11 protein-coding genes are annotated in these 15,779 nt (G+C 65.7%); all 11 read right to left on the minus strand.

The window, feature by feature from the left end:
• Nucleotides 1-12: 12 nt before the first annotated feature.
• Complete coding sequence (locus tag EPO50_RS12950; RefSeq protein WP_296344600.1) at nt 13-2,685, minus strand: virulence factor SrfC family protein; 2,673 nt, start codon at nt 2,683-2,685, stop codon at nt 13-15.
• A gap of 17 nt (nt 2,686-2,702) precedes the next feature.
• Complete coding sequence (locus EPO50_RS12955) at nt 2,703-5,681, minus strand: virulence factor SrfB (RefSeq protein ID WP_296344603.1); 2,979 nt, start codon at nt 5,679-5,681, stop codon at nt 2,703-2,705.
• Between the two features lie 38 nt (nt 5,682-5,719).
• The gene (locus tag EPO50_RS12960; protein ID WP_296344605.1) at nt 5,720-7,168 is read right to left on the minus strand and encodes a hypothetical protein; all 1,449 of its coding nucleotides are present in this window, start codon (nt 7,166-7,168) and stop codon (nt 5,720-5,722) included.
• 9 nt (nt 7,169-7,177) lie between these two features.
• The gene (locus tag EPO50_RS12965) at nt 7,178-8,437 is read right to left on the minus strand and encodes a hypothetical protein (RefSeq protein WP_296344607.1); all 1,260 of its coding nucleotides are present in this window, start codon (nt 8,435-8,437) and stop codon (nt 7,178-7,180) included.
• A gap of 95 nt (nt 8,438-8,532) precedes the next feature.
• Nucleotides 8,533-9,312 carry a heme ABC transporter ATP-binding protein gene (locus EPO50_RS12970; RefSeq protein WP_296344608.1) on the minus strand — a complete coding sequence of 260 codons (780 nt, stop codon included), beginning with the start codon at nt 9,310-9,312 and terminating at the stop codon, nt 8,533-8,535.
• Nucleotides 9,309-10,358 (minus strand): iron ABC transporter permease, encoded by a 1,050-nt coding sequence (locus EPO50_RS12975; RefSeq protein ID WP_296344610.1) that lies wholly within the window; start codon nt 10,356-10,358, stop codon nt 9,309-9,311. The genes EPO50_RS12970 and EPO50_RS12975 overlap by 4 nt, the downstream gene beginning before the upstream one ends.
• Nucleotides 10,355-11,218, minus strand: a complete 864-nt coding sequence (locus EPO50_RS12980) for a hemin ABC transporter substrate-binding protein (protein ID WP_296344612.1) — start codon at nt 11,216-11,218, stop codon at nt 10,355-10,357. The genes EPO50_RS12975 and EPO50_RS12980 overlap by 4 nt, the downstream gene beginning before the upstream one ends.
• Nucleotides 11,218-12,267 carry a ChuX/HutX family heme-like substrate-binding protein gene (locus tag EPO50_RS12985; RefSeq protein ID WP_296344614.1) on the minus strand — a complete coding sequence of 350 codons (1,050 nt, stop codon included), beginning with the start codon at nt 12,265-12,267 and terminating at the stop codon, nt 11,218-11,220. Before EPO50_RS12985 ends, EPO50_RS12980 begins: the two co-directional genes overlap by 1 nt.
• 11 nt (nt 12,268-12,278) lie before the next feature.
• Nucleotides 12,279-13,115 carry an energy transducer TonB gene (locus tag EPO50_RS12990; RefSeq protein ID WP_296344616.1) on the minus strand — a complete coding sequence of 279 codons (837 nt, stop codon included), beginning with the start codon at nt 13,113-13,115 and terminating at the stop codon, nt 12,279-12,281.
• Nucleotides 13,109-15,391 carry a TonB-dependent hemoglobin/transferrin/lactoferrin family receptor gene (locus tag EPO50_RS12995; RefSeq protein WP_296344618.1) on the minus strand — a complete coding sequence of 761 codons (2,283 nt, stop codon included), beginning with the start codon at nt 15,389-15,391 and terminating at the stop codon, nt 13,109-13,111. The genes EPO50_RS12990 and EPO50_RS12995 overlap by 7 nt, the downstream gene beginning before the upstream one ends.
• Nucleotides 15,392-15,498: 107 nt before the next feature.
• The gene (gene hemP / locus EPO50_RS13000) at nt 15,499-15,696 is read right to left on the minus strand and encodes a hemin uptake protein HemP (RefSeq protein ID WP_296344620.1); all 198 of its coding nucleotides are present in this window, start codon (nt 15,694-15,696) and stop codon (nt 15,499-15,501) included.
• Nucleotides 15,697-15,779 lie beyond the last annotated feature (83 nt).

A 15,779-nucleotide genomic window follows, 5' to 3' on the forward strand; every position in this document is an offset into this window, starting at 1 on the left:
CTCGGGCGTTCCCTACGCCGGCACGGCGCGCAGGATGGTGCCGAGGCGATCGTTCTGCTCCGGCGTGATCTCGCGGCCACCCTCGTAGCCGACATTGTCCATGGCGAGCTGCAGGAAGGCGCGCATCCAGTCCTTGCAATAGTCTGCATAGATCGGTGCGGGATCTTCACTCAGCACAGGTACGCCATCGGCCATCAAGGTCGGATGCTCGAACACACGGCGAGTCGGCGCATTGGGCGGCAAACCCGGACGTTGATCGATGGGCAGCTTGTCGAAGCCCAGTGCACTCACATAGCCGTTCAGTGCCGAGGAGGCAGTGCGCACCTGGCGCTCGGCGATCTCCTCCCACTTGGCATTGGCGGCATTCTCCAGAGCCCGAACTTCGTGACTGAGCTGGTCGATCAGCTTCAGGCGATGAGCGCCCACGATCAGCTCGTCGATCAACCAGCCGAGATGCTGACGATCCACGCCGTAATGCGACAGCGCCTTCTCGTCGGCGCCGACGCGGCGCATGTTTTCGAGCCAGTAATCGGCAGCCTCGCGCGCAAAGCGCTCGGCGCGATCCTCCAGAACGCCAGAGGGCGTCGGCGCATGGTGGCCGGCCTCCTCGCCGAACACGTCGGCGAAGATGGCACCGAGGTCGACGGCGGCTCCGGTCGATTGCGCCACCGGGCCTTGAGTCTTGCCGTTGCGCGCCGGCGTTTCATCGGAGGCACGCGCCGTGGCGATCCGAAAATAGATCTCGCGCAGCGCGGTATCGGCGATTTGCAGGGCCGCGACCAGCTCGCCGAAGAGCTGCTGCTGGATGACGTTCGCCAGACCGCGCAGCACCGTGTGCACCAGGTCCCGCTTCTTGGTGCGGGCATCGCCGTCGGAGGCGCTGTGGAAGCCGGCCAGACGGTCGACCAGGCGGCGGATCTGGACTTCGAGCTGACCACGTACCTGCGCGCGCTTGATCGCCGGATCGCACACCGGGATCAGGCTCTTCACGAGATAAGAGACGCCACCGTCGTTGGCGCGGAAGGCCTCGTCCCAGGCCCGCGCCGGATCGGCGAAGTGGCGTCGCACATCCTCGTTATCGATGAAGTAGCGTCGCAGTTCGGTGGCGCGCTGGGCGAAGGCATCGGCGATGCCGATCTCGCGACTGCCGTCATAGTCCATCAGCCGTTCGTCGATGACGGTCGGGTTGCGCAGCCAGAAGGTGTTGTCGAACGGCCGATTGTTCCAGTTGAGCGGCCACTCGCCGCGGAAATTGTTGATCAGCGAATTGCCAAGACGGGCGCTCCAGCGCAGGTGGCGCGACTCCTCGGTCTCGCCCGCTTTCTGCTCGAACTCGCGGTCCATCTTGGTCAGCACCAGGAACAGCGCGTTCTTCTGCTTGGCGCGGTCGGCTGGTGTGGCGCCGATCGTCTGGTCGATCCACGCCGTCATCATGTCGGAGAGGTCACGGACCTCCTGGTTGCCGTCGGGGATGCAGAGCAGGATGGCCGAAAGCTCGCGCTCCGCCGAATAGCGCTGGAAGAGATAGGCGACCTTGCCGCGCAGCAGCAGCTCGCGCAGCGGATTGGCGCCCTCGGCCACGCCTTTTGTCTTGGCGACGTCATCGAGATTGGCGAGCTTCAGACGCGAGCGGGCGCCGGGGAAGTCGAGCAGGTCGGTGTGATCGAAGAAGTCCCACGGCTTCTCGGCGATCGCGACGTTGAGTTCCGCCGTCAGCGCACAGATCAGCGAGCGCGGCAGGCTGGTGTCGGGTGAGGAGCGACCATCGGCCTGCTTGGGGCGGACCTGCAAGGTGTCGTCGGAGTCCGCGCCCAGTCGGTCGAGCGTCAGCACATCGATGATGCTCTTCTCGCGCGGGATCAGCGCATCCATGCCGAGCAGGGCCTCAGGCGCGAAAGCGAGTTTCTGCAGGCCCTCGTAGAGCGTGAGGTAGAGATCGGTGAAGGGCTGGAAGTCGTACCACAGCACCGACCACAGGCGGGCGCGATCGTGGCCGGAGAGACGCGGTGCGAGATCGATCGCCTCGCGCCAATAGTCAGTGCGCAGCTCGGCCGTGACGCCAGCGAAGAACGTGTCGAAGTACTCGATCAGGTCGAGCACGTCGTCGGCGTCGAGATCGCCCACCGGCGTGGGCTGTGCCTTGGAACGCAGCTCGGCCAGGCGCTTGCGGATGGCGGCGCCATCAGGCCCCTCGAACTCGGCCTTCTGGTGATCGAAGTCGAGCAGGAAGGAGTTGCCTAGGATCTTCACGATGTCGGTCTGCGTCAGCAGTCGCACGCGCACCGGAAACTCGTGCGAGACATCGCTCAGCCCCAGACCGAAACGCGTGACGAGCCCCGTAGACTCGCGATTGCCCGGCGGGTTGATCTCGCGCAGGAAGTCGTAGCTCCGGTCGGCAAAGCGGGCCTGCAGCGGCCGGCCGTCGCGGCTGGCCAAAATCGAGACGAGATAGGATTTGCCGGCCTGGCTCGGGCCGAACACGCCGACGCACATGCGACGCCGCGCGGCGCGGGCCAGCTTGCGGCTCTGGTTGCGAACCTTCTGCAGCTCACTCACCAGCGACGGCGCCTGCTGCGCGACAGTGGGCGATTGCGCGGAAGCGTTCTTCAGCCAGGTCACGCCCTCGCTGGCAGCGACGGCCAACGCTTCGCAGTCCTGGGCAAGTTTGAGATCGACAGTGTCCATGGTTTGTCCGTGAACCCTCAACCGGTCTTGAGCATGCCCGTGTCGAGCCAGTAGCCCTCACGGCGCGGCAGTGTCTGGAGACGAAGCGTCAGGCGATCGAGCGCGACGGCGCGGCCGTCACGGTTGGTCACCTGGCGCAGGCGGAAACGCTCGACGTCGCCCGAATCTTTGTCCTTGGGCTTTACGCGCGCCAGCGCGATCTTGAACGGCGTCTCGCGCGCGTGACGTTCGGCATATTCAGGCTTGGCGAATTCCAGCGCATAGAGCCGCGCAGCGGGCCAGCGCACGAGATCGAGCTGACGGGCACCCAGCCACATGGGGCCGCGGAACTCGAAGGCGATTTCCGGCAGCTCGTATTCGCGATTGTCGAGATCGACGTCGCGATAGACCAGATCCTCCTTCTGCAGGCGGCCGCCGCCATCGAGCTTGCCGATGAACTTGGCGATGCTCTTGGAGCGCAGCAGGTCGGAGCGGAAGGAGAAATCCGGAAGCTGCGACTGAGCGAGGGCGGCGATCATCGCGCCGACCGCCACGGTGGTCTTGGGATCCTCCACGCGCAGGCGCGCGTCGCGGAAGGGATACCAAGCGCCAACGCGGTAATCGTGCAGCGAGATCACGCGCTCCGGCGGCAGCGGCAACAGTTCCATCACGAGCGCCCGGATGCCGGGGAGGCGCGAGGGCCGGCCGGAGAGCAGCAGCACGTCGCAATCGTAGGCGTGCACGATCTCAGCGAGTGGCGCCAGCACGCGCGCCATCTCGGCCCGCACCGTCTTGTCGAGGCCCGGCAGATCGACCGGGAAGATGACGGTGCGTAGATCGAAGTTCTGGGCGCCACGCTTGCGGGCGGCCTCATTCACGAAGGTGACGACTTCCTCGGAGGGCCTGGCGCCGCCCGGGAAGAAGGTCTCATAGGGACGCGGCTCTGCCGCCACGACACCCGACGTCGGGTCGAAGGTCTCGGCGGCGCGCAGGAATTCGAGCGCGATCGGATGGGCGATCTGCAGCGCGAACTGTTGGCGCAGGTTGCGCTGAATGACGTCCTCGCCGCCGCGATCGCCGCCCACCAGCTCGGCCATCAGGTCGGCCGGATTGGCGATGCCCGAAGCGCGCAGCGCGGCTTCGATCGGCGGCAACACATGGGCCTGCACGACGCGTAGCAAGATATCGTCGCCGGCGACGTTGAAGCCCTCGCGGAACTTTTGCTCGGGGAACAGGGTCACCGAGGTGCCGGCGCCTTCGAGGCGATAGGAATTGATGATGAGATCGGTGGTGCCGCCGCCAACATCGATGCTGGCGATGCTGAGCGTGTCACCCGCGCCTTCGGCCGTCGGCTTGCCGCGCGGCTTGCGCGTGATCTGGAAGAACCGACGGGCATCGCCGCCGAAGTTCCGAGCCACTTCGGTGTAGAGATAGACGAGCTGAGTGCAGCTCGCCTCGTCCCAATCAGTCAGCACGCGTGGCGCAGGAGCTGCCGGATCGTCGAGCTTCCAGCCCATCATCATCCAGACGAGATCGCGTGCCGCCTCGGCGCGCTTGCGGAAGATCAGGCGCTCGGCCAGCGGCATGCCGGTCGGCAGGGTGAGCACGATGCGTCGCAGGCGGCGCGGCGTCTCGGCATGTGCCCGCCGGCCACGCTGCTGCGGCGAGTTCATCAGGGTTAATGCTTGCAGCAGGATCTCGGAGAGCACGAAGGTCATCACCGAGGAGCGCGAATAGAGCGGTTCGAACACCGGTAGATGGTCGGCCGAGTCGGCATCGGCATCGACCAGATGCAGCGGTTCGCCCTTCTGGTTGACGAGCTGCGCCATCGGGCCGGCGGCTGCCGGCATCGCGCTCTGGTCCTGGGCGTAGGCGACGTTGAAGCGCCATTCGCGCGTCTGCGGCTCCTCGTCCCACAGATAGCGCTTGGGACTCGACATGCCGGTGTTGCCTTCGGTGCCGCGCCGGCGGGCGGCAAGCCTTGTCGCTTCGGGGCCAACGCGTGTCATGGTCGGCCAGACGAAGGCATCGGCGCGACCACCCAGCCGCGAGAGATGGTTTTTGCCGAACCAGGCTTGCGCGAATTCGACTCGCGATTCGAAGGGACGCGTATGCACGACCTCGGGATGCGAGAGATCGCGCAAAGCGAGTTCGTAGGAATCGTTCAGATTGACGCCGAGCTCGCCCGCCGCCTCGATCAACAGGCCGCAGGTCCGCGAGTTGCCGACATCGAGCACCAGATCGACCTCAATGGCGCCGCGACCCGGCCGTTCGGCATCGCCGACCAGCTTGATCGGCGGGAAATGCGCGGCAGCCGCCAGCAGGCCTAGGAAGGCGAGATAGCGCGCCGTCGCTTCCTGCGGCTTCTGCTTGATGTCGTTGTCGATTTCTTCCGCTGTGGCACGCGGATGCAGCTCGTGGAACAGCTCGTCGAGCCACTGCGTCATCCAGCCTTGCCGCAGCAGCCAGTGATTGGCGCGCTGCTGTGGGGCGAGCGCAAACAATGCGCCCGACGTTACGTCCTTGGGCGAGGGCGCCAGATAGGCGCGGCCCTCGGCTTCGGCGATCAGGCCCGTGTCGAAGGCGAGTACGGCGCGATAGCGATTGCCCTGTTCGTCGCGATAGCCCGCGCCGTAGCGGGCTTCGAGATCGACCACGCGCACGCGCGCCCAGTCGGCCGGGCCTTCACGAAACTGGTTGTTCGGCCGCACCTGCAGGAACGGCACCGGCACCCATTTGTCGAGAAAGGGCGCCAGTGCATCCTTGGCCGTGATCACGAGATTGGGTTCGGCGGCGCGACGGCGGCCGTTCTCGACGACCTCGTACTGGCCGCGGCCCTCATCGAAGTCGAGCTGCACCAGATCATCGACCGCTTTTGCAGTGGCCGCGTCGTGGAAACCCCACTCGCGCACCTTGAGACGCACGGGGTCGAAACCAAAATCGAGGAACTGAATCCCGGAACGGGCAATCAGCGTCGTCGGGCTGGGATAGCTCGGCAGGCGGGCGAGGTCGCTCATGTCACGTTCGTTACGGCCAATCCGATAAATCTAGGCACTCAACGGCCGATCTGCACGCGATAGCTGCGCTTGTCACCCGGCTGGTTGCCGTTGCATTGGGCGACGCCATCGGCGCCGACCTCGCAATTGACGACATTACGGGCATAAGTGCGGCCGTCACTGCATTTGGGGTTGGATTTCTCCTCGATCACCAATTTGGCACCGTCCCAGCGCGCCTCGGCCGGCGCTTCGCAAGTGGCGCCGTTCTTCTGCACAAAGCTCACCTTGCCCTTGCCCTTGTCATCGAGCGTGTAAGAAGGGCGCAGATCCTTTTCGCCGGTAGCGGTTGCAAGCCCCGTGCGGGAACGCCAGTCACCCTGCAGGAAGGCGAGATCCTGTTTCTGCTTGGCTTCCGGCGGCACGACCATCGGCTTGGGCTCGTCCTTCTTCTCGTTCTTGTCGTTCTGAGCCGTGTTGCCTTTGTTCTGCTCCTTGTTCTGCTCGCCAGGGCCTTTCATGCCTGCGCCCTTGTCGTCGGGCTTGCTCGGATCCTTGCCCTCGTCTTTTCCGGCAATGCCGAGATCAGCGGTGCCATCGGGACCGGCGCCGCGCTCGATCGGTGGGCCACCGATCGAGCCCACGATTACGCCACCCGGTGCGATGATGCCGGCCGCGCAATCGCCACCACGTCGCGCCAATTCGTCGGTGAGGCGAGCGAGTTCGAGGCGCAGATCTTCATTGTCCTGAAGGAGTGTGGCGGCGCGTGTCCGCTGTAGTTCGAGAGGCTGGCGTACAGCAAAACCCAGCGCACGCTCGCGAACTTCTGCTTCGAGCATCGGTTCGATGCGCGGCAGGTACGGGCGCACCAGCCAGGCGAGGAGAGCCAATAGCAAGAGCAGCAGAACGCCGAGCAGCAGCCATTGCCACCACACGGTGCGTGGTGCGGCAACGGCGGCCACCGCGGGCGCTGACGCCATCACGGCCTCGGGGCGTGGCGCGACTCGCGGCGTGGCGATCGCAGCTGGTGTCGGAGGCGGACTCGCCAGGAAGACGCCGGGCAGGGCGGCATCGGCGGTGAAGCCCCAGAAGGTCATGACCGGCCGACCGTCCACGACGTAGAGCGTCTCTTCGCCGGGGGCCGTCAGCGCATGGCGCAGAAGGCGCGCGAAATTGCGCTCTGCACTGGAACGTTCCGGCGCTTCCATCTGCGTCGCCAGGCCGGAGAGGTCGCCATGCAGGCGATGAACCGTGTCGAGCACGGCGCGTCGATCACTCTCGGGCAAATCGGACAGGCGGCGGACTTCACCGTCGAACGGCGCGTACCAGTCGATGCTGCGACCGCTCGGCTCGGCTTCGGGAATCGCCAGCAGGTCGGCATGCTCGCGCGAGAGCCGCGCGGCGATGGCGGTGCGAAGCTGACCGGCAGCCCGCCACACGGGATCGCCGGCCAATCCCAGCGCGCGGTAGCGCTGGAGCGGTTCACTGACAAGAAGCGGACCTGCAGCCATGTCTATTCCTCAGCGCCCACCCCGGGGACAGGAGATGGAATAGTTCCATCGCGTGCCCCAGATCTCTCCAGTTACGATCACGTCGACCGAATAATCCCCCGCGACCGGCTTCCAGTCGAAGCCGAAGCCGCCGCGGCCGCTGCGCGGGCCCCCCGTGCTCGCGATCTGCCGACCGCGATACATCACCTTGATGTCATCCGGCCGGACGAAGAGCTGATAGTTCAACGCCACGAAGCCCGGTTTGTCGCCGAGATAATGTCGATTGCGCGTGACGCCTTCGCCGCCTGAGTCCCCCGACCAGTCGCAGGGAAGCTGGCCTGGCGGCGGACGGTTCACGGGCGGAGCCGGTGGTGCCGGCGGAGCAGTCGCCTGCTGCGGCGGAGGGGGCTGCGCTTTCGCGACCGGCGGCGGAGGAGGTGGCGGCGGTGGCTTGGGCGGCTCGATCGGCTTGCACTGCTCCAGCTTGGTTTTGAGTTCGGCCTGCAGCGACGCGAGCTCGGCCCTTAGCTTCTGCTCGTCGGCCTTGTCCTCGTCGAGGGAGGCCTTGAGCAGAGGTGTCGGATCGGGCGGCGCTTCAGGAGCAGGGGGCGCAGGCGTCTCGTGAGTCGCGATGTTGAGCGACGGATCGACCGGTACGCAGGCGCGCAGCAGCCACGAAGTCAGCAGCAGGAGAAGAAGGAGCAGCAGGCCGAACAGCAATGCGCTCAACCAGGGCGCCCAGCCGAGCCGGCCCGGCAAGCTTGCGGCAGGTGCGCTCGCAAAAACGGCGGTTGGGGGAATCGGCTTGGGAACGGCTGGCAGGGCAAAGGGCTGCAGGCTCGCGGCCGCATCGGCCTCGTAGCCCCAGGCGACAATGACCGGCTGGCCGTCGACGACGAAGATGAAATCGTCAGAGGGCCGAGAGGTCGCGAGCTCGAGCGACCGGCCGATCAGCCGCGACTCCTCGCTGGTCGCCGAGGCCTGAAGTTGCGCGCCGAGATCACGGATCGCGCCGAGGTGGGTCTCTACGGTGCGAAGCGTTTCGGCGCGCTCGTTTTCACTAAGTTCGTTCAGTCGGCGGGCGGTGCCGCTCTGCGCGGCATACCAATCGATACCATCGCCCGACTCGCGCAACTGCGGATCGGCGAGCAGATTGGCCGGGCCATCGCCCAGGCGACGACGGATCACCGCGAGAAGCTGGCCTGCGACGGCATGCAGCGGATCGCCCCGCACGCCCAAGGGGCGCACGCCGAGCCGTGTCGTCATCAGCAAAGTGGGGCGTTCGCCCATGATCCCCGAGATGAGATGCCCTTAGTGGCCAGGGCATCATATCATCGGTCGAATCCGGCGGGTTTATGTCGGTTTGGACACAGATTCGCGGTGAATTAGCCCGGACTGAGAAAAGCCGTCCCGCCAGCCGCCTCAACGCGCATAATGGGTGTTTCGAATACGGTCGATAGGCGGTCCGGATCGAGCGTCTCGCGGGTCGGCCCGATGGCGGTCAGGCGGCCGTTCTCGATGATCGCTACCCGGTCGGCATAACGCGCCGCCATATTGAGGTCGTGCAGGACCGCCAGCACGCCGAGTCCGCGCTCGACCCTTCGACGGGCGCTGGCGAGGGCGGCATGCTGGTGGGAGAGGTCGAGGCCCGAGATCGGCTCATCGAGTAGCAGGAAGGGCTTTACGCTCGGATCGGCGTCGCACTGGGCCAGCACGCGGGCGAGCTGGACGCGCTGGCGTTCGCCACCGGACAGAACCGTATAGGGCCGGTCGGCAAAGGCCAGCGCCTCGGTCTCGGACAAGGCCTGCTCGGCCAGTGCCTTCATCTGCGGCTCCGACAGGCGGCCACGATGGGTGAGCAGGCCGAGCATGGCGATCTGCAGTCCCGTGAAGTCGAAGGCGACCGCCGAATGCTGCGGCAGCACCGCGCGGCGCTGGGCGAGATCGGCCTTGCGCCATTGGTTGAGCGGCCGTCCGTCGAGCAGCACCTCTCCGGCGCTGATCGATCGGTCGCCGCAGAGTGCGTTCAGCAGCGTGCTCTTGCCAGCGCCATTGGGGCCGATGATCGCCAGGAATTCACCCGGCGCGACTTCGAGCGAAATGTCCTGGATGAGCTGCTTGGTGCGTACCCGCACGTCGACGCCGATGGCCTGCAGAAGTTTCATAGGCCACCTCGTGCCGCGCGTCCGACCAGCAACCAGAGGAAAAATGGTCCGCCGACCAGTGCCGTCAGCACGCCGATCGGGAGCTCTGCGGGCGATACCAATGTGCGCGCCAGGGCGTCGGCCAGCACGAGGAAAGCACCACCGAACAAGGCTGCCGCTGGCAGTAAGGTGCGGTGCGCGGGTCCCAGCATCATCCGCACGATGTGCGGCGCGAGCAAACCCACGAACCCCACGATGCCCGAAATGGCGACGCCTGCACCGACGGAGAGTGCGACCTGCGCTACGAGGCGGACCTTCAGGCGCTCGACATCGACGCCGACATGCCCCGCCTCACGCTCGCCCAATGCCAGCGCATCGAGCAGATGCGCCGTGGGCAGGAGCGTCGGCACACTGATGGCCAGCACCAACAGTGCCGGAATGATCGCCGTCCAGGTCACGGCCCCGAAGCCGCCCATGGTCCAGAAGATCAAGGTACGAAGCTGTTGATCGTCGGCCACGAAGACCAGCATGCCGATGCCGGCCGATGCGAGCGCATTCACCGCGATACCCGCCAGCAGCAGTGTGCCGACCAACGTGATGCCTTCGCGCGCTGCGATCCGATAAACGACTATCGTAGCAGCCAGGCCGCCGATGAAAGCCGCGATGGGCAGGCACCACGGCCGAAAGCCCGGCGGTATGATGTGCATCACCCTCTCGCCGAGCACGATCACCGACACGGCGGCAAGCGCGGCGCCACTCGAGACGCCGAGCAGACCAGGATCGGCGAGCGGGTTGCGGAACAGGCTCTGCATGGCAGCGCCACCTGCGGCAAGCGCAGCGCCGACGGCGAACGCTGCGATCACGCGCGGCGCACGGATGGCATAGAGCACTGCTGCGGTCGTATCGTCGAGCGGTGCATCCGAAAGGCCGATGGCCGACAGGATCTGGCCCAGGCCGACCGGAAATGCGCCGATGCAGAGGCCACTCAACACGCTCACCACGGCGGCTAGCGCGAAGAGCGGGATCGGGCGGCGCATTGCAGGCGCCGCCCACGCCGGTGCCGTCATGGCGCGCGCGCCAGTTCGGGATGCAGTGCCGAAGCCAGTTCCTGGGCCGCCTGCGGCGTGCGGGGGCCGAAGCCCAAAAGCAGCAGCGCGTCGAATTCCAGCACCTTGCCTGCCTTGCCGGCTGGCGTGCGGTTGAGCGATGGCTGATCGAGGATCGCCTGGATGCCGCCCATCGCCTCGACCGTCTGGCGTGTGACCAGGATGTAGTCGGCCTTGGACGCGATCACCGCCTCGGGGGTCAGCGGCCGATAGCCGGAATAACCTTCGATCGCGTTCACGCCTCCAGCCAGCTTGATGATGCCATCCGCCGCGGTGTTGCGGCCCGCCGCCTGTGGAGCGCCGCTGCCCATTCCCAGCAGGAACAGTACGCGCGGGCGACTGGTCGCAGTGGCGAGCCGGTCGGTGAGCGCCTTCATGGCGGCGCGGCCGCGTTCGATCATGGCATCGGCTTCGGTCACCTTGCCCGTCGCCTTGCCGACAGCGGCGATCTTGGTGATCACGCTGTCGTAGTCGTAGTGGTCGGGAAGGACCATGACCTCGATCCCGGTCGCCTTCAGCTGGTCGAGAACGGTTGCAGGTCCGGCCGCCGTCGTGGCGATGATCAGGGTGGGCCTCAGTGACAGCACGCCTTCAGCCGAGAGGGCGCGCATGTAGCCGACCTGCGGCAACGATCGTGCAGCGTTGGGATAGAGGCTGGTCGTATCGACGCCGACCAGGAGCTTCTCCGCCCCCAGCGCATAGATGATCTCGGTGATCGAGCTGCCGACGGCCACGATGCGCGGCGGCTGCTGCGCGCTTGCAGGGAAGGAGGCGGCCAGCGCCGCCCCCATACCCAATGTCAGGACGTGACGTCGCTGCATCACGAGGCGGCCTGCTTCTCGACGCGCGCGACGATCGCCCGCCAGTCTTCGAGTTCGGGCTTGCCTGGCTTGCGGGCACCGAACATCAGCAGAATGTTGCGGTTCTCCGCATCGAACGCCTCGATCGAGGTGACGGTGCCGTCTTCGGTCGGCTTGCGCACGGAGAAGACGCGAGCCACGCCGGAGTCGCGCAGGTGCATGTTGAAGTCAGGGTCGAGCACGTTGAACCAGCCGTGCGTGTCGACCAGCCGCTTCACGGGTCCAGTATGGATCTGTATGCAGCCGCGGCTGCCCACGAAAATCATGATCGGTAGGCCCGATTGCTGGGCGGCCTCCATGGATTCGCGCAGCGCCCGCACCGGCAGTTCGCGGGCGAATTCCTCACCGATCAGGCGCAGCGCCTGCACACGGCCGACCTTGAACTTGCCCAGCATGCCGAAGAACTCGTGCGTGTCCTTCATGCCGGCCCAAGCCTTGCGCAATCCTTCGAGGTCGATCTCGGAATCCGGCCGATCCGTGGCATCCGGACCGTGCGGCACGATCTTCAGCGACTGTGGTTCCGTAGCGGTGTAGCGGCCGATCAGCGCGTCGAAGGCCGTCCGGTCGGTCTCGTCTGTGGCATAGATCTTGTGAACGGCTTCGCCCGCGGCGTCGAAGAACTGCAGGCTGAGCCGTTCGCCCTGCTTCAGAGGTTCGCGCACCGCAAAGCCGTGCTTCCAGGAACCGAGGAACAGACGCAGGTCGATATCGGTGCCCAGCACGAGACCGTGCGGGCCGGTGACCTGGACATCCTCGAAACGGCCATGGCGTTCGTGCACGCAATGCTCGTTACGTGTCAGGCACATCACACGGCCGACCGACGGCATGTCGTTCAGGATGCCACGCCAGTCAGTGGTGAGAGGCGTTGCGGTCTGGCCGACGCCGAGCGCTACGAGCTCGGCCTCGCTCACGCCCAGTGTCGCGGCGGCATCGCGGATCCGCATCGCCGGCTGTTCGCCGCGCAAGCGGCTCCACCGGGCGGCGAGGTCCGCGTTCTGGGTTGAGAGCATGGTTTCTCCTTTCAACGTAAATGAAACCTGACGGGAATTTCGACCCAGGCGGCGACGGGACGGCCGTCGCGCATGGCGGGAAGGAATTGCCAACCGCGGACCGCGGTGAGGGCGGCGCGATCGAGCATGGCAAAGCCGCTGCCGCGCCATAGCAATATCTCGGCAGCGGAGCCATCCGGATCAAGACGCACGCGCACCAGAGCTTCACCCTGCTGGTTGAGCTCGATGGCGCGCTGCGGATAGACGGGCGGCGTCGGCGGATGGCGGTAGCGCGGTCGGCCCTCGAACACGATCAGCGGCGCCGAGGAAGCTGAGGCCTGCTGGGTCGTGCTGGCATTGCCGGCATCGGGATTGGGCGCACGGGTGACGGCGGCCTGTGCATTGGGCCGGGCGGCCGCCGGCTTGGGAGGCGGTGCCTTGGGCTTCGGAGGCTCGGCCGGTTTCAGATCGGCGACCTTGACCGGAGGTGGTTCTTGCGGGGGCGGTAGCTCGACCTTGATCTCAGGTTCGAGGGTGAGTTCGGGTTGCGGCTCGGGCGGCGGGAGCGCGGCGGCGGTCTCCTCGACCGACGGGAGTTGAGGCTGCTCAGGCGGTGTTTCGGCCGGCTGCTGTTTGGTGTCGGGTTCGTTGTTGTTGGCCTCGGATTCCGGGCCGGGCGTCGGTGCGGCAAGCGACAGTTCCACCATGAGGGCCGGTTCGTCGCTGGCACTGCTTCCGGCCATGCCGGCAAGCAACAAGGGAACAAGGATCAGCCCATGCAGCGCAAGCGACAACGCCAGCGACACGCGAGGTCCGCGTGTCACTGGCGCCGGCAGTCGCTCGGCGGAGAGGGCTGCCGGGACTACCATCGTGCCGTGAGGTTGACGCCGAAGTAACGGCCCGGCTGCGCGTAGAGATCGAGCTGCTGGTTCGTCGATGCGAGGCCGATCACGTCCGCGGCGTTCCAGTACTTCGCGTTGGTGATGTTGAAGATGCCGGCGTTGATCTTGACGGCATCCTTGAAGGTGTAGCCGATCGTGGCGTCGAGGTTGAAGTAAGCCGGAGTCTGGAAGTAATTCGGGTTGCTGACCTGGCTGTGCTGCGCGGTCATCGTGCCGATGAGCTGGGCAACGATGCCAAGACTGGAGGTGTAGCGGACTCGTGCCTGACTTGCCCACGGGGCCACCGAGTCGACAGGCTGATTGGTGTTCGTGTCGGTGCCTTGCGCGAAGGCCGTCCAGCCGAGCACCGACCAGTTGTCGTTGAAGCGATATTCGCCGCGCGCTTCGATGCCCCAGATCGTGACGTTGCTGAGGTTCTTGTACTGGAAGAGGGTGACCGGGCCGTTCATGCCGATCGCGACCGACTCCAGGAAGTTGTTGTAGAAGTTCGCGAAGCCGGTGAGCTGCCAGCTCGACCCGTCGGCATACTTGCCGCGCATACCGACTTCGAAGCTGTTGGCCGTCTCGGGCTTCAGGTTGGGATTGGGCAGGATCTGGTAGAACGACGCGGCGTTGGTGAAGCCGAAGTTGGCGTTGTCGTACGGCGGCGCGCGGAAGCCCGTCGCGTACTGGAAGTAGCCCGAATAGATATCCGAGAAGTGATAGAGCAAGCCGAGCTTGGGCGAGGCCGACACGTAGGTGCTCGCCGTCGGGATCATGTTTAGGGAGGCGCCGGTCGAGTTCCAGAAGTAGCGGTCTGGATTGGGATTCAGGCTGTAGTAGTCGAGCCTTACGCCAGGCGTGATCTTGAGCCGGCCGCCCAGGGCGCTGATCTCGTCCTGCACATAGATGCCGGCCTGAATGGTCGTCGAGTCCGGGAAATTCTTGTTGGGGTAGGTTTCACCGCCGACGATCGTCGTCGCCGCGCCGGTCGCCAGTGTGATCTGCGAGCGGTTACGTGGCCGGGTCGTCGTCGTGTAGGCGAAGCTCAGACCGTAGGTGAAGTAGTTGTCGGTGTTCCCGATCTTGGCGTCGGTGTGCATCTGCAGCTCACCGCCCCAGACGTTCTGCGTGTAGTAGAACTGCGACGTGCGGGCATTGCTCGGGACTGCACCATTGGTGGCGCCGCGCAGCTGATAGGTGTCGGCCTGCATGTAGACCGAGTTGAAGTAGGCCAGCAGGCTCAGCTTATCGATGAAGCCGATCGGGGCGTCGTGCTGCCACTGCGCGCTGATGCGATAGGTGTTGGTGTAGTCCTGGCCCCATTCGTCGAAGACGCGGGCGAACAGGGCCGGGAAAGTGCCGGTGCCGGAGAGCACCTGCGTGCTCTGCTGGCCTTGCGTGTAGCTGCCGGTGATGCGGATCGTATCGACCTCGGTCGGCCGGAATACCGCCTTGGCGAAGAAGTCGTTGCTGTAAAAGCTCGTCGGATTGGGTGCGATGGAGCTTTGCGCCGGTGTGTACTCATGGCCGTCGCGCCGGGTGTACATGCCCATGAACTCGAAATCACCGGCCCGGACGGCGCCCGTGAACGTCTCGGCGAACTGAAGGTTGGCGCCGCTGTAGGCACCCTTGACGCTGCCGAAGATGTTCTTGCCTTCCTTCAGGTAGTCGCCGGGATCCTTGGTGGTATAGGCCACTACGCCGCCGATCGCGTCGGAGCCGTAGAGTGCCGAAGCCGGTCCGCGGATGATTTCGACCCGCTTGATGTCTTCGAGGTCGGGCTGCTCGCGCGTATAGGTGCCGGCGCCCATGTTGCTGTCGGGAAAGTCGGGCTGGCGCATGCCGTCGACCATCAGCAACACGCGGTTGCCGCCGATGCCGCGGATGATGAAGTTCTGGAAGCCGGCGCGCGTCGGATTGTTGCCGACAGTGACGCCCGGCTCGTTGCGCACGAGGTCGCGGACGTCCTGCATGTTCTCGCGGTCGATATCCTCGGTCGTGATGACCGAGACGGTGGCCGGCACGTCTTCGAGCGGGCGGCGGCTGCGCATCGCAGCGGTAGTGACCGCGTCGAGCTGAGTGGGGATCGCCTGCGGAGCGGCTGGAGCCTGGTTCGGGGAGGTGGGAGCTGGCGTAACCGTGACGGGATTCGGGTTGATCGGCGAGGGCGCCGGCGTCGTTTGCGCCGCCGCGGGCACGGCAAGCGTGCCGCCGATGGCCGTCGTCGCCATCAGTGCGTAAAGAAGTGTGCGGATGTTCATTAGCCAGGTCCCCAAAGCATAAAAAGGACGCCTGGCTGGCTTGCTCCCCCAACAGGAGCGGCGGGCTGGGCAGTTTGACCGAGGAGGGATGGCCCCTCGGGGTCTCGTTACTTGGTGAGAATGAGTTTGTTGGAGGCGGTGACGCGCAGGCGGTACGTTTCCGTTCCGTGGCGGATGATCAGCTCTCGCTGCCCGCTCATCAGTGTCACGCTTTCCACGACCGGCGCCCCCAGGTCCAGCACGCCCGAAGCCGGTCGTTCCTGCTCCACTTCTGTCGGCCGAATAGGACGCGTGATCTGCGCCATACGCCTCTCATCCCCTTTTGAGTTGCGATTGACTCTCAATTGCATAGACTGTCGTTTCTGTCAAGATTCTTCAACGTTCGGTG

Origin of the sequence: Reyranella sp. (assembly GCF_004297405.1) — a bacterium.
Classification (GTDB): domain Bacteria; phylum Pseudomonadota; class Alphaproteobacteria; order Reyranellales; family Reyranellaceae; genus Reyranella.